At 50.3% G+C, this 22020-nt stretch carries 28 protein-coding genes; 23 read left to right on the top strand and 5 right to left on the bottom strand.

The genetic code is table 11. From position 1 onward, the window contains the following. Positions 1-45 precede the first annotated feature (45 nt). From DWB84_RS05825 to chrA, 16 genes are all read left to right on the top strand, one after another. A complete protein-coding gene (locus DWB84_RS05825; protein WP_187408773.1) occupies positions 46-783 on the top strand; it encodes a MotA/TolQ/ExbB proton channel family protein in 738 nt (245 codons plus the stop codon). A 1-nt stretch (position 784) separates the two neighbouring features. Then, complete coding sequence (locus tag DWB84_RS05820) at positions 785-1198, top strand: biopolymer transporter ExbD (RefSeq protein ID WP_187408772.1); 414 nt, start codon at positions 785-787, stop codon at positions 1196-1198. Between the two features lie 97 nt (positions 1199-1295). Then, positions 1296-1988, top strand: a complete 693-nt coding sequence (gene modB / locus DWB84_RS05815; RefSeq protein WP_187408771.1) for a molybdate ABC transporter permease subunit — start codon at positions 1296-1298, stop codon at positions 1986-1988. A 104-nt stretch (positions 1989-2092) separates the two neighbouring features. After that, the gene (locus DWB84_RS05810) at positions 2093-2767 is read left to right on the top strand and encodes a CsgG/HfaB family protein (RefSeq protein WP_187408770.1); all 675 of its coding nucleotides are present in this window, start codon (positions 2093-2095) and stop codon (positions 2765-2767) included. A 14-nt stretch (positions 2768-2781) separates the two neighbouring features. After that, positions 2782-3150, top strand: coding sequence for a DUF4810 domain-containing protein (locus tag DWB84_RS05805; RefSeq protein WP_187408769.1), 369 nt, complete (start codon positions 2782-2784; stop codon positions 3148-3150). Further along, on the top strand, positions 3147-3791 hold the full coding sequence (locus DWB84_RS05800) for a GNA1162 family protein (protein ID WP_187408768.1): 645 nt from the start codon (positions 3147-3149) through the stop codon (positions 3789-3791). The genes DWB84_RS05805 and DWB84_RS05800 overlap by 4 nt, the downstream gene beginning before the upstream one ends. A 121-nt stretch (positions 3792-3912) precedes the next feature. Continuing rightward, positions 3913-4725, top strand: coding sequence for an ABC transporter ATP-binding protein (locus DWB84_RS05795; protein ID WP_187408767.1), 813 nt, complete (start codon positions 3913-3915; stop codon positions 4723-4725). Beyond that, positions 4725-5507, top strand: coding sequence for a lipid asymmetry maintenance ABC transporter permease subunit MlaE (gene mlaE / locus DWB84_RS05790; protein ID WP_187408766.1), 783 nt, complete (start codon positions 4725-4727; stop codon positions 5505-5507). The genes DWB84_RS05795 and mlaE overlap by 1 nt, the downstream gene beginning before the upstream one ends. Positions 5508-5536: 29 nt before the next feature. Further along, the gene (gene mlaD, locus DWB84_RS05785; protein WP_187408765.1) at positions 5537-6001 is read left to right on the top strand and encodes an outer membrane lipid asymmetry maintenance protein MlaD; all 465 of its coding nucleotides are present in this window, start codon (positions 5537-5539) and stop codon (positions 5999-6001) included. A gap of 23 nt (positions 6002-6024) precedes the next feature. Further along, entirely contained in the window at positions 6025-6714 is a 690-nt protein-coding gene (locus DWB84_RS05780; protein ID WP_187408764.1) for a phospholipid-binding protein MlaC, read from the top strand. Next, positions 6711-7010 carry a lipid asymmetry maintenance protein MlaB gene (locus tag DWB84_RS05775; RefSeq protein WP_187408763.1) on the top strand — a complete coding sequence of 100 codons (300 nt, stop codon included), beginning with the start codon at positions 6711-6713 and terminating at the stop codon, positions 7008-7010. Before DWB84_RS05780 ends, DWB84_RS05775 begins: the two co-directional genes overlap by 4 nt. Positions 7011-7036: 26 nt before the next feature. Further along, the gene (locus DWB84_RS05770; RefSeq protein ID WP_187408762.1) at positions 7037-7549 is read left to right on the top strand and encodes a DUF411 domain-containing protein; all 513 of its coding nucleotides are present in this window, start codon (positions 7037-7039) and stop codon (positions 7547-7549) included. Positions 7550-7678: 129 nt separating this feature from the next. Further along, positions 7679-7918, top strand: coding sequence for a hypothetical protein (locus DWB84_RS05765; RefSeq protein WP_187408761.1), 240 nt, complete (start codon positions 7679-7681; stop codon positions 7916-7918). Continuing rightward, positions 7911-8474 (top strand): CinA family protein, encoded by a 564-nt coding sequence (locus DWB84_RS05760; protein WP_187408760.1) that lies wholly within the window; start codon positions 7911-7913, stop codon positions 8472-8474. The genes DWB84_RS05765 and DWB84_RS05760 overlap by 8 nt, the downstream gene beginning before the upstream one ends. 25 nt (positions 8475-8499) lie before the next feature. Continuing rightward, positions 8500-9087 (top strand): biliverdin-producing heme oxygenase, encoded by a 588-nt coding sequence (locus tag DWB84_RS05755; RefSeq protein ID WP_187408759.1) that lies wholly within the window; start codon positions 8500-8502, stop codon positions 9085-9087. A 65-nt stretch (positions 9088-9152) separates the two neighbouring features. Further along, positions 9153-10349 (top strand): chromate efflux transporter, encoded by a 1197-nt coding sequence (chrA, locus tag DWB84_RS05750; RefSeq protein WP_370589673.1) that lies wholly within the window; start codon positions 9153-9155, stop codon positions 10347-10349. On the opposite strand, the gene DWB84_RS05745 is transcribed toward chrA, so the two are convergent. Further along, the gene (locus DWB84_RS05745; protein ID WP_187408758.1) at positions 10341-11120 is read right to left on the bottom strand and encodes a DUF4010 domain-containing protein; all 780 of its coding nucleotides are present in this window, start codon (positions 11118-11120) and stop codon (positions 10341-10343) included. The genes chrA and DWB84_RS05745 overlap by 9 nt on opposite strands. 140 nt (positions 11121-11260) lie before the next feature. Here DWB84_RS05745 and DWB84_RS05740 point away from each other — a divergent pair, with 140 nt between their 5' ends. Beyond that, complete coding sequence (locus tag DWB84_RS05740) at positions 11261-12205, top strand: IS5 family transposase (protein WP_187408757.1); 945 nt, start codon at positions 11261-11263, stop codon at positions 12203-12205. Between the two features lie 101 nt (positions 12206-12306). Here the strand turns inward: DWB84_RS05740 and DWB84_RS05735 are convergent, their stop codons facing one another. Continuing rightward, entirely contained in the window at positions 12307-12759 is a 453-nt protein-coding gene (locus DWB84_RS05735) for an MgtC/SapB family protein (RefSeq protein ID WP_187408756.1), read from the bottom strand. Positions 12760-12868: 109 nt separating this feature from the next. Further along, the gene (locus DWB84_RS05730; protein WP_187408755.1) at positions 12869-13297 is read right to left on the bottom strand and encodes a serine kinase/phosphatase; all 429 of its coding nucleotides are present in this window, start codon (positions 13295-13297) and stop codon (positions 12869-12871) included. Between the two features lie 782 nt (positions 13298-14079). On the opposite strand from DWB84_RS05730, the gene DWB84_RS05725 reads away from it, so the two are divergent. Genes DWB84_RS05725 through DWB84_RS05710 form a run of 4 tightly spaced genes read left to right on the top strand, consistent with a single transcriptional unit; the run spans position 14080 to position 18377 of the window. Beyond that, positions 14080-14661 carry a YfiR family protein gene (locus DWB84_RS05725; protein WP_187408754.1) on the top strand — a complete coding sequence of 194 codons (582 nt, stop codon included), beginning with the start codon at positions 14080-14082 and terminating at the stop codon, positions 14659-14661. 7 nt (positions 14662-14668) lie between these two features. Further along, complete coding sequence (locus DWB84_RS05720) at positions 14669-16225, top strand: ATP-binding protein (protein WP_187408753.1); 1557 nt, start codon at positions 14669-14671, stop codon at positions 16223-16225. Beyond that, complete coding sequence (locus DWB84_RS05715) at positions 16222-16656, top strand: response regulator (protein WP_187408752.1); 435 nt, start codon at positions 16222-16224, stop codon at positions 16654-16656. Before DWB84_RS05720 ends, DWB84_RS05715 begins: the two co-directional genes overlap by 4 nt. An 11-nt stretch (positions 16657-16667) precedes the next feature. Further along, positions 16668-18377 (top strand): EAL domain-containing response regulator, encoded by a 1710-nt coding sequence (locus DWB84_RS05710; protein WP_187408751.1) that lies wholly within the window; start codon positions 16668-16670, stop codon positions 18375-18377. 3 nt (positions 18378-18380) lie between these two features. Here DWB84_RS05710 and DWB84_RS05705 read toward each other — a convergent pair whose 3' ends face one another. After that, positions 18381-18740 (bottom strand): cupredoxin domain-containing protein, encoded by a 360-nt coding sequence (locus tag DWB84_RS05705; RefSeq protein WP_222868012.1) that lies wholly within the window; start codon positions 18738-18740, stop codon positions 18381-18383. After that, complete coding sequence (locus DWB84_RS05700; protein WP_187408750.1) at positions 18737-21013, bottom strand: heavy metal translocating P-type ATPase; 2277 nt, start codon at positions 21011-21013, stop codon at positions 18737-18739. Before DWB84_RS05700 ends, DWB84_RS05705 begins: the two co-directional genes overlap by 4 nt. Before the next feature lie 103 nt (positions 21014-21116). On the opposite strand from DWB84_RS05700, the gene cueR reads away from it, so the two are divergent. Together cueR and DWB84_RS05690 are read left to right on the top strand one after the other, a co-directional pair. Beyond that, the gene (gene cueR, locus DWB84_RS05695; RefSeq protein WP_187408749.1) at positions 21117-21527 is read left to right on the top strand and encodes a Cu(I)-responsive transcriptional regulator; all 411 of its coding nucleotides are present in this window, start codon (positions 21117-21119) and stop codon (positions 21525-21527) included. Positions 21528-21633: 106 nt separating this feature from the next. Then, entirely contained in the window at positions 21634-21963 is a 330-nt protein-coding gene (locus tag DWB84_RS05690) for a four-helix bundle copper-binding protein (RefSeq protein WP_187408748.1), read from the top strand. The last annotated feature ends 57 nt before the right edge of the window (positions 21964-22020 follow it).

Here is a 22020-nt window from a genome sequence, read left to right as displayed (position 1 = left end):
TTGTAAGATCGTTAAGTTTTGATCCTTTTTGGAGGTAACAACATCATGAACAACCCTTACGGTATTGAGGCGCTTTGGAGTCAAGGCGATTGGGTGACGAAATCAGTTGCGATCATTTTGCTGCTGATGTCGATCGCATCATGGTTCGTGATTGTTGTACGCGCATGGGGTTTGTTTCAATTGCGCAAACCGGCCCGCGCACTGGCCGACTTCTGGCACTCACAAAGTTTTGCTGAAGGTTTGCATCTGCTCGGACCCAGCCGCCCCGATAACCACTTCCGTCATCTGGCGGAAGAAGGTCAAGCCGCGCTCGACCACCACACCAACCACAAAACGGACCTGCACGGACACTTGCCTTTGGCCGACTGGTTAACCGCTTGTCTGCGCGGTTCTATTGATGAAGCTGCAGAGAGATTGCAACGCGGTTTGGCGATCCTGGCCTCCGTTGGTTCAACTGCTCCGTTTGTGGGACTGTTCGGTACCGTATGGGGGATTTATCACGCACTGGTCAGTATTGGTGTTTCCGGCCAGGCCAGCATCGACAAAGTGGCAGGCCCCGTAGGGGAAGCCTTGATCATGACGGCGTTCGGTCTGGCTGTCGCGATTCCAGCAGTGCTCGGCTACAACGCGCTCACCCGCGGCAACAAAGGTATTCTGTCCAAGCTTCACCGTTTCGCCCACCAGTTGCACGCGTACCTGATTACCGGCGCACCACCGACCAAGGCAGTAGCCCCCGTAACGCGCCTCGATTCACGCGGCAAGTCACAACCGGAGGCTGTGTGATATGGCCTTTGGCGGCGGACTGGATGACAAAACTGAAGTCATGAGCGAAATCAACATGACGCCCCTGGTGGACGTGATGTTGGTGTTGCTGATCATTTTCATTATTACCGTACCGGTCATTACCCACTCGGTAAAAGTCGATTTGCCGCGTGCGGACAATACGCCGACCGAGCTCAAGCCGGACACCATTGCATTGGCGGTGACCGACAATGGCGTAATTCACTGGAACGAAACCCTAGTCACCCTGGAAGAACTGGAGCTGAAACTACAGGCAGCGGCCCAGCAACAACCGCAACCGGAAATACATCTGCGCGGCGCCCGCACAGTTGCCTATGAACATGTGGCTCAGGTTATGGCAGCGGTGCAACGAGCGGGCATTGCGAAACTCGGTTTTGTTACAGAACCCAGCAACTGATCAACTTGGCCCGCGTTCGCGGGCTTTGCTACCCTGTGCGTCTGTCCAAACCAGGTTTGGGGCCAAGGCTCCAAATCAATGCCGTTGGTATTGATTTATGACCCTCACTGAAGCTGATTGGTTAGCCATTGACCTGACATTGCGGCTAGCCTCCATCAGCACTCTGATTCTTTTATTGATCTGTACGCCTATAGCCTGGTGGCTGGCCCGCACGCGATCCTGGTTAAAAGGTCCCATCAGCGCCTTGGTTGCCCTGCCTTTGGTTCTCCCGCCTACAGTACTCGGGTTTTATTTGTTGTTGAGTTTGGGACCCAATGGATTTATTGGTCAGCTGACACAACAGCTCGGCCTCGGCACCCTGCCCTTTACCTTCTGGGGTCTGGTGGTGGCGTCCGTTTTTTATTCCATGCCTTTTGTTGTCCAACCCATTCGCGGCGCTATGGAGGCTATTAGCGAACGTCATTTGGAAGCAGCCGCAACTTTGCGAGCAGGTCCCTGGGATCGCTTTTTTTCCATTGTATTGCCGCTGGCAAAATCCGGATTTATCACCGCTGCCATTATGGGGTTCGCCCATACAGTGGGAGAATTTGGCGTGGTATTAATGATCGGCGGCAATATTCCAGGAGAAACGCGTGTCGTATCCGTGCAAATATACGATTACGTTGAAGGCTTGGAATACGCCAGCGCACACAAGCTTGCGGGACTTATGGTGTTATTTTCTTTTGTCACCTTATTGGCGTTATATGGCTTGCAGCGAAAAAATGGTTCTGTCACACGCTTCCATATTTAAGCGCACAAAACATTACAACCGCAGAACTCACCTCAGTTCACAATAAGACAGCAATCTCTGCACTTATTGATTGATTTTATTCTCTCTAATACAAGGATTTTGTTATGGACATCTTTCGCTTAAATGCAGCTTTGATCACTTTTTGCCTTTTTCTGTTTGGCTGCACCGCCACCGAATCTCATAGAGTTGTGGAATCGCCCAAAGTCGAGTCCTACGGCACAACCTATAACGGGCCTAAAACAACACTGGTCGTTGGCAACTTTCAGAATCGCTCCAACTATATGCAGGGCCTTTTTTCATCCGGGGATGATCAGCTGGGAAATCAGGCCAAAACCATATTGAAAACCCATTTGCAACAAACCAATCGATTTAAAGTTGTCGACCGCGACAATATGGCGCAGATTCAGGAAGAAGCGCAGTTGCGCGGCCAGCAACAATCATTAAAAGGCGCCCGTTACGCCATCAGCGGTGCGGTTACAGAATTCGGCCGCAAGGTCACTGGCGACAAACAATTCTTTGGGATTCTTGGCTCCGGCAAAAATCAAATTGCCTATGCCAAGGTTTCTCTTAATGTGGTTGATGTGCTGACATCCGAAATTATTCACTCTGTTCAGGGTGCCGGAGAATATCAATTGAGTGAAAGAGAAATTATTGGTTTTGGCTCCAACACAGGTTATGACGCAACTTTAAATGGCAAGGTGCTGAATTTCGCTATTACCGAAGCCGTAAACGAATTGGTTCGGGCGCAAAACACAGGTGTATTACAACTGAGCGAATAATCAAGGAATGATTTATGTTGAGAGTCGCACTTTTTGCCGCCGTAATTTTATTGGCGGCATGCGAAAGCACCTCGTCGCTTTATTACTGGGGAGATTACGAGCAATTGGTGTACGACATGTACAACCGGCCGGGCAAAGCTCCCCCAGAGTTGCAAATTGATAAACTCAGCGCCGATATAGAGCGCGCCCGCAACAGAGGTAAAAAAATCGCGCCGGGCATCCACGCGCATTTGGGATTGATGTACGCCTCGGTTGGCAATATGGCAGCTGCGGAAGCGGCGTTCACCAACGAAAAAACTCTGTACCCTGAATCTGCCGTTCTGCTGGACGGCATGTTGCAGCGCGCTTACGAAGCCAGTCAGAAAAAAGGAACCAGTCGATGAGTCTGCAATGGATAGGCTTTGTATTAATCGCTGTTGTAATTACCGGTTGTGCAGCAACGAGCAAATACGACAAGGCAGCATTTTACGAACTCCGCCCGCGGTCCATTTTGGTGTTGCCGCCAACCAATGCGTCAATTGAAGTCAACGCGCCCTATACGTTTTTATCGACCATTTCCGAGCCTTTGGCGGAAAAAGGCTATTACGTATTTCCCGTCGCTGTGATCGATCAATTTCTCAAGGAAAATGGTGTGCCGACACCGGATGAAATGCATATGATCCCGCTGGATAAAATTCGCCAGCATATAGGCGCCGACGCTGTTTTATATGTGAATATTTCCGACTGGGGGCAGAAATTCCAGATCATTTCGTCGCAAACCGTCGTGCGCGCCCATATGCGTCTGGTCGACACCCGCACCGCTACCCAATTATGGGAGGCGGATGTCTCGGCAACTCAGGATTCAACCAGTCCCAATCAAAGCGGTTTTCTTGCTGCGGTGGCCAATGCAGTGGCAGATCAAATCATCGGATCTCTCACCGACCATACGCCGGGTATCGCGCGGAATGCCAACCGCAATGCCATCTATAATCACTCACAAGGACTACCAGACGGCCCCTATCGAGACGAGCTGAAGCATCCTTAGAGCGCGTCTGGCAACTTAATTCCATACAAGAAGTCCGAAAAAAGCCGCGCTGAGATTCGATCTCGCGTGGCTTTTGCGTTAAATTGCGGCATTACTTCCGGCCACTACGACAGGATTTCTCATGCATTCGTCCTCTAACTGGATCGAAATTCGCAATTTGAGTTACCGCCGCTCCGAGTCCCGCTGGATCTTCAAAGACGTGGACATGAATATCGAACGCAACAAGATCACGGCCATCATGGGCCCCAGCGGTTGCGGCAAAACTACCCTTCTCAAGCTCATTAGTGGTCAGCTCAAGCCCGATCAAGGCACTGTGATGGTCGATGGCGTGAACGTCTCCGCGCTCGACCGCGACGGCTTGCTCGCGCTGCGCCGCCGAATGGGCCTGCTGTTTCAGAATGGCGCCCTGTTTACTGATCTCTCTGTTTACGAAAACGTCGCCTTTCCCTTGCGCGTCCATACCAAGCTTCCAGAAGACATGATTCGCGACCTGGTACTGATGAAACTTCAGGCCGTAGGCTTGCGCGGCGCGCGGGATTTAATGCCGAGTGAGCTGTCCGGCGGTATGGCCAGGCGCGTCGCGCTCGCGCGGACCATTATTCTGGACCCGGAATTGATCATGTACGACGAACCCTTCGCCGGTCAGGACCCCATTCTGAAGGGTGTGCTGCTCGATCTGATCAAGCGCATCAATGAGAACATCCACGCCACAACTATTCTGGTATCCCACGATGTGGCGGAGACGGCATCCATCGCCGACTATATCTTTGTCCTGGCAGGCGGGCGGATTATCGGCCAGGGAACCCCGGATGAAGTAATGAATAGTGAAGACCCCATGGTGCGCCAATTTTTGCGCGGCCTGCCCGACGGGCCTGTGCCCTTCCACTATCCCGCCGCCAGCTGGCAGGACGATCTCGTAGGGGGGCGCGGCTGATGCTCAAACATATACAAGCCTTGGGCGCCTGGGGACTTGGCGTTACTGCAGGACTTGGCCGGGCGACGCAAATCTGGTGCCGCGCGCTTTTCGCTCTGCCGGATTTCCGCTACGGCCCTCGCCTGCTGATCCAGCAAATCTATTACGTCGGCGTCTTCTCCATGATCATCATTGTGGTCTCCGGCGTGTTGATCGGCATGGTGCTGGCTCTGCAGGGCTACACAGTGCTGGTGCGTTTCGGCGCGGAAGCGGCCTTGGGACAGTTTGTGTCCCTTACGCTTTTGCGCGAACTCGGCCCGGTGGTGGCCGCCTTGTTGTTTGCCGGGCGTGCGGGGTCAGCACTGACCGCCGAAATTGGTCTGATGAAAACAACGGAACAGTTGGTCGCCATGGAAATGATCGGTGTCGATCCGCTGCGCCGGGTCCTGCGGCCGCGGCTGCTCGCCGGTATCCTGTCCATGCCGCTGCTGGCGCAGGTTTTCAACGCTGTGGCCATTTGGGGCGCGGTTATGGTTGGCGTCCATTGGCTGGGTGTTGATGCGGGCTCTTTCTGGTCGAATATGCAGAGCTCCGTGGACTTCAGCGCGGATGTGATGAACGGGTTTATCAAATCAGTGGTGTTTGGTCTGGTGGTAACCTGGATTGCGGTTTTCCAGGGTTACGACGCCGAGCCCACCTCAGCCGGCATAAGCGCGGCGACAACCAGAACCGTAGTGCATTCATCCCTGGCCGTATTGGCTTTGGATTTTTTCCTTACCGCCGTCATGTTCGGCATCAGCTGATTGGCGACTAAACAGATCGGAGAATTAACATGCAGCAACGTCAAGTGGAACTCGCGGTGGGGGTTTTTATCTTACTGGGGATTATTGCTTTGGCTTTTCTCGCGCTGAAAGTCAGCGGCTTGAGTTTTCAGGATTCGCGCACGCAAACCTATACGGTGGTTGCCGAATTCAACAATATCGGTAGCCTGAAGCCGCGCGCCAAAGTGAGCATCGCTGGCGTTACCGTCGGCCAGGTCACCAGTATCCGCTTGGATCCGCTGAGTGCGCGGGCCGTGGTGGAAATGGCCATTAACAAAGACGTGGATTATCTGACCACGGACAGCATCGCCGGCATCAAAACCGCCGGGGTTTTGGGTGAGCAGTACATCAGCATCAGCGTCGGCGGAGCGCCGGATGTGTTGGAAGACGGGGGCAAAATTATCGACACACAATCAGCCGTGGTCTTGGAAGATCTGATCGGTAAATTCTTAACCAATATGGGTTCAAAAGATTGAATACCCCAATAATGAGGTGCTCCATGCACAGATACAAAACACTGATATTCAGCGCATTGATGGCGGTTGTTCTACAAATCAGCTCTGCATTGAGTGCAGAGATCACCATCTCCAGAGATGATCCGCAAAAGATGCTGCAAACCGCGACGGATGAAGTTTTAAAAATCGTCGAAGAAACCAAACAGCGTACCAATCGCGACTCACAAGCCTTCTACAAACGCATTGATGATGTGCTGAGCCAAATCGTCGACCTGGAATATTTTGCCCGCGGCGTTATGGCAACGCATGCAAGTGCGCGCCGCTATAAAGCCTTGACCACTGACGAAGAACGCGCTGCATTCCGCGAACGCATTACGCGCTTTAGCAATGTTCTGAAAGATTCTCTGATGGCCAGTTACGCCGATGCGCTGTTGACCTTTGATGGTGAAAGAATTACCTGGGAGCCAGCCCCCAAAGGAAGCCAAGGTGATGATTTGACACTCACGCAAATCATTCACGCAAAATCCAACAAACAATACAAAGCGCAATACCGCCTGAAAAAAACCAAAGACGGCTGGCTGGTTCAGAACGTGGTTGTTGAAGGTTTGAATTTGGGTGAAGCCTATCGCAACCAATTTGCCGATGCAGTGGAAAAAAACAAAGGCAACGTGGATTACGTGGTGGAAAATTGGCCGAAGCTGATGTCAAAAGTCACACCCGAGACGAAAAAATGACCGTCAAAGCCGAATGGGTGAAAAGCTCCAAAGCATTGCTGCTCACTGGCGAGGTGGATTTTGCCAATGTTGTTGAGCTGAAAAATGAAGCCGACGAATGGTTAAAAACGTGCGCACCTCACGCTTCCTTGGATTTATCCGCGGTAACTTATAGCAACAGTGCGGGTGTCGCACTTATCATGGGCTTGCGTCGTGCTGCCCAAAAACGCGATAAACAACTGACGCTTGTCGGCGTTCCGGAAAATTTGGTCTCCATGATTCGTTTTGGCGGCTTGGACTGGTTGTTAAACAGCTGAATCTTTTTTGTTAATAAGGCAATTCAATGCAGATTTTTCGTTCTCTTTCCATTTTGTCTTTTCTTTTTTTGGGGATTATCGGTCTTAGTAGTTGCGATAAACCAGCGAACTCCACAACAGCCTCCCCTTCATCTTCCACCCCCTCAAGCAGCGCCGCCCTGGAAGTCTATAAAAGCTCCACCTGCGGCTGCTGTCAGATGTGGGTTGAACATGCGCAAGCCAACGGCTTTGAGCCAACCATTCACAACACTGAGGATTTGAACGAAGTCAAAGCCCGCTTTGGTATCGCCCGCAAATATCAGTCCTGCCACACCAGTGTTTCTTCCGACGGCTATATCTTCGAAGGCCATATTCCAGCTCGTTTGATCAAGCAGTTTCTTGCCGACAAGCCCGCAGACGCATTGGGATTAGCCGTGCCAGGCATGCCCATCGGCAGCCCCGGTATGGAAATGGGTGACCGCATAACCCCTTACGATGTGCTGCTGCTCAAAAAAGATGGCACCAGCAGTGTGTATGCGCGCGTGAGCGCTTTGGAGTAGAAGTCATCTCAATACCATCTCAGACATACACGTCTGAGATGGCCCCTCCCGCTCTGTGTGCTTACAAACAGAGCTCTCAAGTCCGCTGAGATAATTTCTCGTTGCAGGATATGTTTCGAGGAATTGCGCGTGACTGTTCAGATATTGATTGCAGTCCTCGGTATAGCTGCCGTCTGGCTGAGCCAGGACGAGCGCTACAATCGGCGTAAATACGCTTGTATTTTCGGCTTGATTGGGCAACCTCTGTGGTTATACACCACCTGGAAAGCAGAACAATGGGGCATTTTTTTTCTCAGCATTGTGTACACCTTTGCCTGGGCTAAAGGTTTTTATCTGTATTGGATGGAGAAAAAGTCTCGCCATGAGTAAGATTTCGACTGACCCTCACGATAATTCATCCGACGCTCAAGTTGAGGCGATAAAAAATGTTGTCAAATTTCTGAAAGACCACGGTCGCGTTCTGACCACTGCCGAATCCTGCACTGCAGGTGAGGTCTGCTCATTGATTGCCGATGTCTCAGGTTCTGGATGTGTTTTATATAGCGGTTATGTGGTTTATTCCGAGCAAGCCAAACAAGAGTGCCTTGGCGTCAGTCCTCAAACCATCCAACAATTTGGCCTGACGAGTGAAGAAGTTGCGCGGGAAATGGTGCTGGGAGCCCTCAACAATCACAAACCGGCCGCCAATGATTCAAGCGAAAAACCAAAACCCAATTTGGCGGTTGCCATAACCGGCACAGCGGAGTCGGACGATGAACAGGACGGGGTGGTCTGTTTTGCCTATGCCGCGCGGGACGGCGATGACATTGCGGTATTTAGCGAAAGCGTGAAATTCGAAGCTCACCGCAATGAAGTCAGAAGTCGCGCTGCCCATCACGCTATTTTATACTTGCCGACATTCTGCCAAAGATTTACCAAATCATAGGTGTACGTAAATAACGGAATTCTTTGTGCCATCTGACGTTGTAACTCTAAGCCTTCATCAACAACTAAAAGAAGCCACCGCAGACGTTCACCAAGCGCTGCATGCCGATCCCCTGCTGCGCCGCTTATTAATGCCCGATTGCTCGCTGGATGAATATCAAACGATCTTACAAATCTTTTATCGCTTTTATTGTACGGCCGAATTTTCCTTGGAAACGGAAATCCGTTTTGCTCATGAGGCGCCAGTTTTGCTCTGGCTACAGGAGGATTTGCGATATTTAGGTTGTGCTTTGGACTCCCAGATTCATCACGACTACATAAAACCATACAGTGATATTGCGAGTTATTTGGGTTACCTGTACGTTAAACAAGGCTCCACTCTCGGCGGGCAGGCCATATCCCGCGCATTACAAAAAAATCTGCATTTGTCACCAACTGAAGGACTGCGATTTTTCTCTGGCTACGGCGCAAGCACACGGGAAATATGGCTCGAATTTTTACACTTTCTGGAAGAGCGAGAAGCCGAAATAGATGGAGCTTCAGTGGTGAAAAGCGCGGTATACCATTTTTATCGCCTTAAGCGCTTGTTCGCGGAATCTCACCACACAAGCTGATCCGCCTCTATCCCCTAGCCTTACCTTGCTTCTAAAATGCCGTTTTCTTTTCCTGGATTTAACCCGTGAAAACAGATAGCGCGCGCCTGTCCGAGATATTCCGAGCTTTTCTGTTTGCTGGGCTCACTTCTTTTGGTGGGCCCATCGCTCATCTCGCCTACTTCCGCGCCGAATTCGTGCAAAAACGCAAATGGTTGAGCGAAGCCGACTACGCAGATCTGGTTGCGCTCTGCCAATTTTTGCCCGGCCCTGCGAGCAGTCAGGTCGGTTTTGCACTCGGCTTGCAGCGTGGCGGTTTATTGGGTGCTTGCATCGCCTGGGCAACTTTTACCCTGCCCGCCGCACTTGTTCTGATGCTATTTGCACTGGGTGCCAGTGAGTTGAACGGTCTCTATGGCGAAGGACTTATTCATGGGTTAAAGCTAGTCGCCGTTGCCGTGGTAGCGCAAGCGGTCTGGAGCATGGGCAGAACTTTATGCCCGGATATTCAGCGCATAAGCATTGCTCTTGCAGCCATCGCAACCGTGATTTTATTGCCCACAGCGATCGGCCAATTAGGCGCGATTCTATTAGGCGCGTTGAGTGGTTTTTTATTTTGCCGCTCGACCAATATAAATACGCTCGGCCAATTGCGTTTTCCGGTTAAGCGCTTTCTGGCAACCATATGCTTAATTTTGTTTTTTGTTTTGCTGTTTGGCCTGCCCGTATTAACCAACTTTTTTCCTGTACAAACATTTGCGCTGTTTGACGCATTTTATCGAACGGGTGCGCTGGTATTTGGCGGTGGACATGTGGTTTTGCCCTTGCTGGAAGCTCGGACGGTCGCAACCGGGTGGGTAAATGCCGACGATTTTCTTGCAGGTTACGGGGCTGCTCAGGCCATTCCCGGGCCATTATTTACTTTCGCAGCGTATCTCGGAATGGTAATGCAACCTGAGCCCAAAGGGCTGCTGGGCGCCTTGATCTGCCTGATGGGCATATTTCTACCGGGCATGCTGCTGGTTTTAGGCGTACTGCCGTTTTGGGACAACCTGCGGCGCAATCCCAAAATGCAAAGAATTATGGCGGGAGCCAATGCTGCAGTGGTGGGGATTTTAGCGGCGGCGCTTTACCACCCCCTCTGGATCAGCGCCATTTTTTCCGCCAGGGATTTTGCGTTAGCCTGCGCTGCTTTTGCGTTACTTACCCTTGGCAAAGCAGCGCCTTGGAAGGTGGTCATATTTACCGCCGCCGTTTCCGTCATGGCTCAGTCATTAGGATGAAACCAAAAGCCCTACTCCTACGCCTGCAAGCAATACCGCAAACCCTGTAGCTACCGGTCGCCAGAGAGAACGATCAGCCACAGTGAAAATAATCCCCATTTTTAAAATCAAGTTGGCGACAAATGCGATCACTATAGCAATGCCCGCAGTTTTGGCTTCTATCGACCCCATGGAAAACAATTTCAGGTTGGCGATCGTAATTGCATCTACGTCTGTAAGCCCGGATAAAAAAGCAATTACATAACCCCCTGCACTCTGAAATACATCGTTCATCCAGGCAGACAGGACCAACACTAGCGCAAAGGCTATGGCAAACCCGAATGCGGTTTTGAGTTCAGTAGGATTGGAAACCGTGAGTTCAGGCAGAGGTTGGTCTTGCCGCGCACGATGAAACAACAGCACCGCCAAATAGCCAGTGCCAGCAACGAGTCCACCTATAATCCAGGGGACGATGGATGCCAAAAGAGAAAACTCTATAATCGCAACCAGTACCGCAATCCGAGCGAACAACACCAAATGCGAAAGCAAAATAATTGTGCTGGCACTGCCGGCAAAATTCGGAATATTTTTGCTGTGTTTGGAATACACCAAAGTGGTTGCCGTGGTAGAAGCCAAACCACCTAAAAGTCCGACCAAAATAATCCCGGACTGTCCGCGCACCAATCGCAAAGCAACGTAACCGGCGAGACTAAGCCCGCTGATCAATACCACCATCCAACCCACCTGCGATGGATTAATTACATCGTAAGGTCCATAGGTTTCGTTAGGCAAAATGGGCAACAGAATAAAAGCGACAGCGCCAAATTGAAAAAACGACGTAATGTCCTGGCGACTCAGTCGCTTAGGGAGCCTCTGGTTAAGTCCAAAAATTTGGCATAATTAGCACAGCTCAACTCTTAGGGTAATCGATTATGAATCAGCTCACTTTTGCCGAAGCCGAATATAACGCAAAGAAGCGCAAAACCCGGCGGGAAAAGTTTCTCGAACAAATGGATACGCTGATTCCCTGGAAGCAATTGGAGCGCAAGATCCAGCGGCATTACCCCAAAAATGGCCAAGGGCGCCATCCCTACCCGTTAAATGTCATGCTGCGAGTTCACTGCATGCAGCTGTTTTACAATCTCAGCGACCCAGCTATGGAGGATTCACTGTACGAGATCGAATCCATGCGCAGATTCGCAGGCTTGAGCTTGAGCGGTTCCATACCGGACGAAACCACTATTTTGAAATTCCGCCATTTGTTAGAGCGCTACAATTTAGGCGAAGCCCTTTTTAAAGAAGTGAACCGCCATCTCGACAAACAGGGATTAATACTGAAAGAAGGTAGTATTGTTGATGCCACTATTATCGAAGCGCCCACCTCGACCAAAAATGAAAATGGTGAGCGTGATCCCGAAATGCATCAAACCAAGAAAGGCAACGAATGGCATTTTGGGATGAAAATGCATGTTGGCGTGGATGATACTTTGGGTGTTGTTCATACGCTAACTACCACGTCTGCCAATGAGCACGATATAACGCAATTGTCGGAACTGCTGCACGGCGAAGAGGGTACCGTTTGGGGCGACGCGGGATATCGCGGCGCAGAAAAAAGACCCGATCTAAAAGATGTGGAAGTGGATTGGCTAATTAGTCAGCGTCCCGGTGTTCGCAAAACATTAAGAGGAATTGCCGCACGGGCAGAAAAAGCCAAGGCCCAAGTGCGAGCGAAAGTAGAGCACGTATTTTTAAAGATCAAACAGCAGTTTGGCTATGCCAAAGTGCGTTACCGGGGACTCGCCAAAAATACCAACCGGCTTTATGTTTTAGCGGGTTTTGCAAACCTGCTTACCTGCAAGAAATTCTTGCTGACCTAGGGTCAGTGCGCCTTAAATCTGGCAATTGGCCAGATTTAAGGCAAAACAAGTAGGAAAAACGGGAAAAATCATGCCTTTTCCGCCATGAATGAAATTGAGAATTATTCAAAAAAATATGAGTGAAAAAATTTGAACTTAATCAGAGCTTCCTTAGGTAAATTGCGCAATTCTTCCCGGAAATACAAAACCGCGGTGACTGCCAGAGCAAGCGCCGCTGGAAAAAACGCCTGTTCCAGCCAGACAGCGTAACTCAATACAAATACCAAAATGGCCGCAACTATGGTGGTAGGATCAGGCAGCGCCGTTTGCATTCTGTACTGGGCCAGCAACAGACTTGCTACGATAAGGATTAATAAAACCAATGGAGCTGTGGTCCATTCCCCGTGAATGCCCACATACCCGCTAAGTGCGCCTGCCAAAGCGATAAGGGTAAAGGTGCGTACGCCTGCGATTTTTTCTTCGTGCCGCTCCCGCTCCAGGCCTATCAGAAAGCCGATACCCAGGCTCTGGGCAAACAAAGAAAACTGCGCGAGGCCGAGTTCATATTCGTTCATTTTGGATTTCCGCGTATTCAGGATGCGTCAGATTACCAAAATGGCGTCCGAAATATTACTCGGCCTCGTCTCGCTACTTGTTTAAGCTAGCTGGGATCTGACCGTAACTTCAATATTGATCGTCATCATCAAACTCGCCTTCCAACTCCTCCTCATCGTCCCATGGCTCGCCGTCCAAAGGATCCACGTGCGCCAGCTCTGCTTCGTCCAAACCAACCCCTGCACCTATCTCATCGGCCGATACAACCCTATAGGTTCGGTCCGCAGGCATATCAGAACCTGTTTCAAAGGGCGATAAAGCGCCGTCTTCGGGAATCAAGGTCTCTGGAGCCAGATCATCTTCCCCGGGCCCCTCGCCTGGGCGAGCAGCCTCGGTCAATCCTGCTCGACGGGCGCGATCGAGATCACTACCGCCGCGACGCTCGTCACCAATATGTGGTCTTGCATCCATTTCATCTGTATCACGCGTGTTTTGTTCGAACTGCTGAAAGGGAGTCAGCTTTTTTTCCTTTGTATAACCTTGTTTCTGCATAGCCATAAGGACTACCTCGTTTGGATTGGTACTGATCTTACCGATGCACAAAAAATTCCAGATCCGACGAGTGTGATAAACCGAACTGACGTGAATTATTGATTGGCAATTAATGGCAATATCATTCCTTGTAAATTAGAAGAGTTTTTATGTCATCGCTCGCCTCCGTATCCGATGCCTGTGTCGACGCCTGTTTGCGCTGTGCGCGCATATGTTGGCAAACCGCAACCCAACATTGCCTCACTGAGGGAGGCAAACACGTGGAGCCGGAACATTATCGGCTGATGCTGCAATGCGCAGCGATTTGTCGACTGTGCGCCGATTTTCAATTGTCGTCATCGATTTTCAGTGAAGCGGTCAGAAAGCTGTGCGCTGATGTTTGCGAAGCCTGCGCACTCAGTTGCGAAGGTATAGGTGATATGGATGATTGCGTATCCGCCTGTCGTATATGCGCCGCAAGCTGCGAAGAAATGTCGAACCCGGACAATTCAAACATCTGAAATAAATGTGCATCACGACAAAAATGTAATTTTTGCGACAAAAATTCGAGTGAACGAAACACCTCATACAAAGAGAAATGCAAAGCCTCGCAAACATTTAACTAACAGACTAAGCTTAAGCAGGCACCGTTTACTATTGGCCAACGCTTTCAAGATAAGCATAAAAATGATCATCAACCCGATGTCACCATGTTGGCCCAAGCCAATTGGTTGATAACCAAGAACAGCGTTGCAGTTCCAACTTCAAAAAATGCCAGTCAGCGCACGCCTAAATCCTAAGAGATCAATATGACCGGGGTATTGAACACAAGGATCGCATTTAATTTAGGTACACGCGCAAGCTTCCGCGTCCTGATCCTTGCCTCTGTATTTGGCGCCCTGTGCTCTTTTTTTGTTTTAGATGTCAGCGCACAAAGTTCCGAACAACAGATAAAAGCGGCCTTCCTCTACCATTTTTGTTCATACGTGCAGTGGCCGAACATCTCTACCGTAAATGGAACCGCGACCATAGTAATTGGGATTGCGGGCAGCAGGCGCAGTCTCGGTTACTTTGAACGCACCTTGGCGGGAGTTCACAAAAACCGATTTAATCTGATTGTCCGTCCTGTGGCCCCATCGGACAATCTGGAAAGCATCAATATTTTATACGTCACCAATGACAGTGGATTTTTCTTAAAAGATTTCCAAAAGCTGACTGCAAAGTCCCCGATATTAACAGTCACAGAAGAAGCCACCATACCAGATGGTTCAATGATCAATTTTGTGCTCCGCGAAGACAAGGTGCGTTTCGAGGCGTCCAATTCTCGCGCAACAGCGGCGAGTCTTAAATTAAGTTCGCAGCTGTTGGCGATTGCTGTTCAGGTACATTGAGGGTCCAGTGGTAAGACAATCACTAAAACGAAAATTTCTTCTTGCGGTTCTATTTATTACCGTTATCGCGTTGATGGTCGCTTGCGGCGCAATGGTAGGATTTAATCTGCGTGATTATCGTGAAGACGTGCAAAATGATCTGGCCGTTCAAGCCATGCTGATTGGCCGCGCCGTAACCCCTGCCCTGCAGTTCAATGATCCTGCATCCGCGCAAATGTATATAGAATTATTAAGCCACCAACCACATATTATGGAAGCGGCAATATACAACGAAAAAGGCCGCCTTTTTGTATCCTATCAGCGCGATAAGGACTCAACAATTCCAGACAATATTTTGACCAGGCCGGAAGGTGTTCAAACCGATGTCGACTCGCTCGTCCTTCACCAACGGATTATATTTGATAACGAAATTGTCGGAACTGTATTGGTGCGAATGCGCTATAACATTTTCGCCAAGTTGATAGGCAATTTGGCCATTGCAGTTGGATCAATTTTTTTGGCCGTCGCCGTTTCATCCATTATTTCGCTGTATCTTCAAAAAAACGTCATTGGACCTCTACTCTCTCTCAGCGCCCTCGCACGCCGCCTTGCCGATTCGCGCGATTTTACCCAGCGCGCACAAAAGACCAGCCAGGACGAAATCGGTCATCTGGTGGACGCCTTTAATGAAATGCTCGACGAGGTTTCCCAAAGTCGGCAGGATTTGGAGCAAGCCAACGAAGAACTCAAAAAAGAGGTAGCAGAACGTCGCGAAGCCGAAGATGCGCTGAAAAAATCCGAGGAAAATATTCTGCGCTTAAATGCCGAATTGGAGCGCAGGGTGCAAGATCGTACTGCACAGCTGGAAATTGCCAATAAAGAGCTGGAGTCATTCAGCTATTCGGTTTCTCATGACTTGAGGGCACCGCTCAGAGCAATTGACGGTTTCAGCCAAGTCTTGCTCGAAGACTATCAGGAAATTCTCGACCAAACTGGCAAAGACTATTTAAACCGTGTGCGTGCTGCGGCCCAAAAAATGGGCGGCTTAATCGACGACATGTTGAAATTGGCCAAGGTAAACCGCACGGAAATTATCATGACAGAAGTCAATCTGTCAGATATGGTGGAAACGATTCTGCAGGAATTTCATGACGCCGAACCACAGCGTCAAGTATCGATCAAAGTAACCTCAGGTTTGACCGTCTTTTGCGATAACCATCTTATTCGCATCGCTCTGATTAACCTACTTAACAATGCCTGGAAATATACCTCGAAAAACGACAACGCCATTATTGAATTTGGTATGCGCCGCATGGACGGCCAAGCGGCATTTTTTGTGCAGGACAATGGTGTGGGCTTTGATTTGAGTCAAGCTGAAAAATTGTTTGGCGCTTTCCAGCGCTTTCATTCCCACGGGGAATTCCCGGGAGCGGGCGTTGGCCTCGCTACAGTTAAACGCGTCATCTCCCGCCATGGTGGCGATATTTGGGCCGTGTCGGCGCCCAACCAAGGTGCGACATTTTATTTCACTATTCCACCTCGCGAACGATCCATGTATGAATGTAATGAGGAACAAATATCATGAATAAGCCGATTTTGTTGGCCGAAGACAATCCGGACGACCAGGAGTTGGCCCTGCGGGCATTCCGCAAATCCAATCTTTCAAATGACATTATAGTGGTCAACGACGGCATGGAAGCTCTGGATTATTTATTCGGCCGAGGCAAATTCAGCGGTGAAGAACCACCACCTCTGCCAGCCGTCGCCCTGCTGGATTTAAAAATGCCGCGCAAAACCGGTCTGGAAGTATTGCAGGAAATTCGCGCCCAGGAGCGAACTCGCTTCCTGCCGGTCGTGTTACTCACTTCCTCCAAAGAGGAACAGGATATTGCCCAAGGCTATCGTTTAGGTGTCAACAGCTATGTGCGCAAACCGGTCGATTTCAACGAATTTCTTAAAGCCATCCAACAATTGGGGCTTTACTGGTTAATTCTCAACGAAGTGCCGGAGGCTTAGCGGAGCAATTTATGGTTTCGCTTTTTCACCGAAAAAATACCTTGAAAGTCCTTATTGTTGAAGACAACGAAGACGATGCACTCCTGCTCTGTCGTCATCTGCAGCGCAATGGGTTTAGTGTGCAACATCAGCGCGTTGATACCATGACTGCATTGGAGCAAGCATTGCGGCAGCCTTGGGATGTGGTCCTCGCCGATTATTCCATGCCTACCATGAGTGGAATGGACGCACTGATGAAAGTACGAGCCTCCAACTTGGATATTCCGTTTATTTTTGTATCCGGAACCATAGGCGAGGAACGGGCTGTTGAAGCCATACGTATGGGCGCGCAGGACTACGTTTTAAAAGACAAACTCAATCGCCTGCCAGCCGTTATCCGTCGCGAAATTCAAGACGCCCGCGCCCGCAAAGAACACCGCAGCGCCGAGCAGCAAATGAATTATTTGGCACGTTATGATGGCGTGACCGGCCTCCCCACCCGTCACACGCTTTTGGAACACCTTAAAACACTGATCAACACCTATAACAGCGACAAGCGCATTATTCTGGTTTTGTATATCCGCTTTGCACAGCTGAACTCGACTCATGAAGTTCTCGATTACAACACCGAAGTTCAGTATTTATTGGAAATCAGCAATCGGCTGCAATTTTTTATTCAAGACCAAGGGTTGATCGCGCGTTTGTCCACTCACGAATTTGCGCTGATTCATACGGGCTTTACTGCAGAAGATCCGATCGAATCTACCGTAGAAAACCTCGCAGATACCCTTTCTAAACCCTATTACCTGGATACAATGCCAGTTTATTGCAGTGTCCGCATCGGCGTAGCTGTTTATCCGGGTGGCGCTTTCGACGCGCAAGATATGCTGCGCAAGGCGGAAGTTGCCGCAAATAGCATTGAGCCTAATACAGGCTCCGCATTTTATAGCGCGAACATGTCGCGACTTATTGAAAACCGTTTGGCATTGCAACGCAGCTTGTATGATTCACTGGCGAAACGGGAATTTATTTTGACGTTCCAGCCGCAAGTTGATATGAAGACCGGCGATATTGTATCTGCAGAAGCCATCATCGAATGGCACAATTCAGAGCGCGGCATTATCACATCCGACGTTTTTTTACCTCTGGCAGAAGAAAGTGGATTTATTTTTCTTCTCGGCGAATGGACCGTTCGACAAATTTTCCATCAACTGAAGCTGTGGGAATACAGCGGAATATCAACGCCCTGTATCGCAGTGACAATTACAGGACGGCAACTACTGGAGGAAAACCTCCTCGACATGTTGAAGCAGCTACTGGAGGAACACGATCTTTCCCCCAGTGCTCTCCGACTGGAAATCACCGAAGCAGCCATTATGCAAAACAGCGAAAAAGCCGCTATTGCACTACGAGAAATCAAACAAGCAGGCATTAAAGTAGCGCTGGAAAATTTTGGCAGCAGTCACTCCAACCTTGCGTATTTAAAAGACTTCGTTTCCGATTTCATCACTATAGGCGCAAATTTTCTGCAAGGAGATATTGACACCGCTGCCGATCGCATTGCCATGGCCCATAAACTAGGCCTTCAAACCATCGCCAAAGGAATCGATACTGCCGCACAATATGCCGCACTTCGCAATGCAGGATGCGATCTGGCTCAGGGAAACTTTATTAGCGGAATCCTTGAACCTTGGATGATGCGAGAAAAACTGCGCAATGCTCCGGGACATATAACGAAGTGATCGTCATGCGACGGTTAATTCCCCTCTATACATTCGCATCTGACAATGGAATTCATAGTTTCCCACTGGCAGCGGAGGTAAACGAACCGTCTTCGATTTATTCACCGGCAATTCTTCGCTGATATCCAATGCCGGGAAAATAACCATTTCTGCACAAGGCGATGCATCCTTGCGGAAAAATTCCAGGGCAACCGGTTGATTGGCCGGCAATTGAATATGCGCCGGTTGATAAACACCGTTTTCCAAAAGAATCACCAATGGCTTTTCTTTTGTCACAGCTGTACGTGCCGGTTTGTACAGCCAGAACCACCAGACGATTACCGCAACCAATAAAAACCCGACGATATTAATGACCCAAATCATGCGACTTTCTCCGATTTGAAAAATCTCAGGCGGTTGGCGTTGGCAACAACCGTGACCGATGAAAACGCCATAGCAGCACCCGCAATCACCGGGCTTAATAAAATGCCGAAAATCGGATAGAGCACACCTGCCGCAATCGGAATGCCTGCGACGTTATAAACAAACGCGCCAAATAAATTCTGCCGAATATTGCGCAAGGTCGCTTTGCTGATGCTGATGGCGTCAACAAGGCCGTGAAGGGATCCGCGCATCAAGGTAATTCCCGCGCTTTCAATCGCCACATCGGTTCCAGTGCCTATAGCAAAACCGACGTTAGCAAGGGCCAGTGCAGGAGCGTCGTTAATTCCATCGCCGGTCATGCCAACAATTTCGCCTTCGCGCTGCAATGTCTCTACATGTTTGGCTTTTTCTGAAGGCTGAACTTCCGCGTGCACTTCGCGAATACCGACATGTTTTGCTACTGCTTCGGCAGTAATTCGATTGTCGCCAGTCAACATCACCACGCGAATCCCCAACTCTTGCAAGCGCGCAATCGCGGCGGCGGAGTCTGGTTTTATGGGATCAGCTACGGCAATTAATCCCGCGAACTGTCCTCCGATAGCGGCGTACATAGGCGTTTTTCCTTCCGCTGCCATGGCTTGAGCTCGTGTTTCCCATTTTTTGACATTGATATGTTTTTCATTCATTAATTTGCGATTGCCAAGCGCGACGGTTTTTCCTTCAACAGAGCCTTCCGCCCCCTGGCCGGCAATTGCCTGAAAATGACTAACCGGACTTAAAACTAAATTGCGCTCCGTGGCAGACTCGACAATTGCTTGCGCAAGCGGATGTTCGGAGCCCTGCTCGACACTTGCCACCAGACGCAATAAATCTTCCTGTGTCCAAGACTCAACCGGTTCTATGTCTGTCACTTTCGGCGCGCCCAGGGTAATAGTGCCGGTTTTGTCGAGAATCATTGCCGTGATACTGGATGCGGTTTGTAGCGCTTCGCCATTGCGAATCAGAATTCCCGCCTCAGCTGCTTTGCCAACTCCTACCATTACTGACATAGGTGTCGCCAATCCGAGGGCACAGGGACAAGCAATAATCAGCACAGTAGTGGCAGATACAACAGCCAACGCCAGCGCTGGATTTGGACCGAAATTCAGCCACACTAAAGCACTGAGGATGGCGATAATCATGACCGCAGGAACAAAATAGGAAGAAATCACATCCGCCATGCGGCCAATTGGCGGTTTGGAATTTTGCGCGCGCTTGACCATCTGGATAATGTGCGCGAGCGCTGTGTCTTTACCGACTTTAGTTGCGGTAAAAATCAAGGTTCCGGTTTTATTGATAGTACCGGCCCATACAGCATCGCCTGCTTGTTTTGCTACGGGAACCGGCTCACCAGTCAGCATGGATTCATCCACTGAACTTTGGCCTTCCACCACAACGCCATCGACCGGGATACGCTCACCTGGGCGAACGCGCACTTTGTCGTTAAGCAGAACTCGCTCTATTGGAATATCGAATTCCTGGCCGTTGCGCACCACTCTGGCGGTTTTAGGTTGCAGACCGATCAACCTTTTAATTGCCGCCGAGGTACGTCCTCGCGCACGCACTTCCAACGCAAGACCGAGATTGATCAAGCCGATAATCATCGCCGTTGCTTCAAAATAAACGTGACGCGCCACTTCCGGAACTATTTGCGGCGCAAGCACAACCACCATGGAATACATCCACGCTGTACCGGTTCCCAAGGCGATCAGCGTATCCATATTGGCCGAATGATTGCGCAAGCTTTTCCAACCGCCGATGTAAAAATGGCGGCCGGAAAATACCATTACGCCCAAAGTCAGCACGCCCACAATCAGCCATGCCCAGCGGTCGGCGCCGCCGTGAATGGTCATATCGCCACCAATAAAACCGTAGAGCATCAGCGGAATACCCAACCCGAGCGCCGCCAGGGTGTGGCGCAGCAGGCGGCGAAAATACGCTGCATCAGCGCGCTCTTTTTCTTCCAAGGTGTCGGCTTCGCTATTGGCGGCGACGGGCATTGCGCGGTAACCCGCGGCCTCAACCGCTTGCACCAAGGCATCCGTTGATGCCGATCCACTAACCATGACGCTGCGCAGAGCAAAATTCATCTGCGCGCTCTCCACGCCTGCAACATTGCTCAGAGCGGTTTCAATCTTTCTAACGCAGCTCGCGCAGCCCGCGCCCTCGATCAGCAGTTCCTGGGTCGCGTTCGACTGAGTGGAGTGGCCCTTATGGGCGACTATTGAAGCCATAGGTTTTTCTCCTCGTGTACTCTGGTGCAAAGTGTGAACCTTCCCATCGTGGTAAGGTCAAGTGGATTTTATCCACATTTTTAGCTCAATTCAGGGAGGCCATATGAATATCGGCGAAGCCGCGCGAGCCAGCGGCGTCAGCAGCAAAATGATCCGTCACTACGAAAGCATAGGCTTGCTGCCGCGCTCCAGTAGAAATGACAGCGGATATCGTATTTATTCCGACAGCGACCTGCACAATTTGCGCTTTATAGGAACGGCCCGCTCTCTTGGATTTTCCCTGGAGGAAATCCGCCAATTGTTGTCGCTTTGGCAAGACAAGAATCGCTCCAGCGCCGATGTCAAAGCGCTTGTCATCAATCATATCGCGGAGCTGGACCGGAAAATTTCCGAAATGTCCGCCATGCGCGACACCTTGAGTAACCTCGCCAAAACCTGCAGCGGCAACACGCGGCCGGATTGCCCAATTCTGAATGGAATTTCCGCCCGCTGCTGCGCTCCTTCCAAAGAATAGACATGCTACCGGCGCCTGTCCGGCATATGCATTGCAAAGACGAAAAAGGGTCGCCGTTGAATAACGGATTCAGCAATGCGGCCGCAACCATGCCGGAGAATGCCCTATGTCATATGATCTTTATGCCAGTTGTATTAAAGCCTGTTATGAATGCGCCGCAGCCTGCGATCACTGTGCCACTGCCTGCCTGAGCGAGGCGGACCCGAAAAAAATGGCGGATTGTATTCGTACGGATATCGATTGCGCGCAGTTTTGCCGATTGGCAGCCGGAGCCATGGCACGCGATAGCGAATTTGCAAAAACCATTTGTCAATTGTGCGCAGAAATTTGCCAGCGCTGTGGCGACATTTGCCAACAGCATGATCACGACCACTGCCAGGAATGCGCCAAAGCCTGCCACGCTTGTGCGGAGGAATGCAGGAAAATGGCGGCTTAAAATCCAGCCACCCAGGAATGGAAGAAAAATGGTCTGCCGGAGTCGGCAGACCGTCTC

This window comes from Saccharophagus sp. K07 (genome assembly GCF_014336955.1).
In the GTDB taxonomy this organism is placed as follows: Bacteria; Pseudomonadota; Gammaproteobacteria; order Pseudomonadales; family Cellvibrionaceae; genus UBA5868.
This window is presented reverse-complemented; position numbering and strand designations above follow the sequence as displayed.

Coding starts and splice junctions, on each gene's coding strand:
- DWB84_RS05825 (WP_187408773.1), top strand. CDS start 46: ATGAACAACCCTTACGGTATTGAGGCGCTTTGGAGTCAAGGCGATTGG.
- DWB84_RS05820 (WP_187408772.1), top strand. CDS start 785: ATGGCCTTTGGCGGCGGACTGGATGACAAAACTGAAGTCATGAGCGAA.
- modB (WP_187408771.1), top strand. CDS start 1,296: ATGACCCTCACTGAAGCTGATTGGTTAGCCATTGACCTGACATTGCGG.
- DWB84_RS05810 (WP_187408770.1), top strand. CDS start 2,093: ATGGACATCTTTCGCTTAAATGCAGCTTTGATCACTTTTTGCCTTTTT.
- DWB84_RS05805 (WP_187408769.1), top strand. CDS start 2,782: ATGTTGAGAGTCGCACTTTTTGCCGCCGTAATTTTATTGGCGGCATGC.
- DWB84_RS05800 (WP_187408768.1), top strand. CDS start 3,147: ATGAGTCTGCAATGGATAGGCTTTGTATTAATCGCTGTTGTAATTACC.
- DWB84_RS05795 (WP_187408767.1), top strand. CDS start 3,913: ATGCATTCGTCCTCTAACTGGATCGAAATTCGCAATTTGAGTTACCGC.
- mlaE (WP_187408766.1), top strand. CDS start 4,725: ATGCTCAAACATATACAAGCCTTGGGCGCCTGGGGACTTGGCGTTACT.
- mlaD (WP_187408765.1), top strand. CDS start 5,537: ATGCAGCAACGTCAAGTGGAACTCGCGGTGGGGGTTTTTATCTTACTG.
- DWB84_RS05780 (WP_187408764.1), top strand. CDS start 6,025: ATGCACAGATACAAAACACTGATATTCAGCGCATTGATGGCGGTTGTT.
- DWB84_RS05775 (WP_187408763.1), top strand. CDS start 6,711: ATGACCGTCAAAGCCGAATGGGTGAAAAGCTCCAAAGCATTGCTGCTC.
- DWB84_RS05770 (WP_187408762.1), top strand. CDS start 7,037: ATGCAGATTTTTCGTTCTCTTTCCATTTTGTCTTTTCTTTTTTTGGGG.
- DWB84_RS05760 (WP_187408760.1), top strand. CDS start 7,911: ATGAGTAAGATTTCGACTGACCCTCACGATAATTCATCCGACGCTCAA.
- DWB84_RS05740 (WP_187408757.1), top strand. CDS start 11,261: ATGAATCAGCTCACTTTTGCCGAAGCCGAATATAACGCAAAGAAGCGC.
- DWB84_RS05735 (WP_187408756.1), bottom strand. CDS start 12,759: ATGAACGAATATGAACTCGGCCTCGCGCAGTTTTCTTTGTTTGCCCAG.
- DWB84_RS05730 (WP_187408755.1), bottom strand. CDS start 13,297: ATGGCTATGCAGAAACAAGGTTATACAAAGGAAAAAAAGCTGACTCCC.
- DWB84_RS05725 (WP_187408754.1), top strand. CDS start 14,080: ATGACCGGGGTATTGAACACAAGGATCGCATTTAATTTAGGTACACGC.
- DWB84_RS05715 (WP_187408752.1), top strand. CDS start 16,222: ATGAATAAGCCGATTTTGTTGGCCGAAGACAATCCGGACGACCAGGAG.
- DWB84_RS05710 (WP_187408751.1), top strand. CDS start 16,668: ATGGTTTCGCTTTTTCACCGAAAAAATACCTTGAAAGTCCTTATTGTT.
- DWB84_RS05705 (WP_222868012.1), bottom strand. CDS start 18,740: ATGATTTGGGTCATTAATATCGTCGGGTTTTTATTGGTTGCGGTAATC.
- DWB84_RS05700 (WP_187408750.1), bottom strand. CDS start 21,013: ATGGCTTCAATAGTCGCCCATAAGGGCCACTCCACTCAGTCGAACGCG.
- cueR (WP_187408749.1), top strand. CDS start 21,117: ATGAATATCGGCGAAGCCGCGCGAGCCAGCGGCGTCAGCAGCAAAATG.
- DWB84_RS05690 (WP_187408748.1), top strand. CDS start 21,634: ATGTCATATGATCTTTATGCCAGTTGTATTAAAGCCTGTTATGAATGC.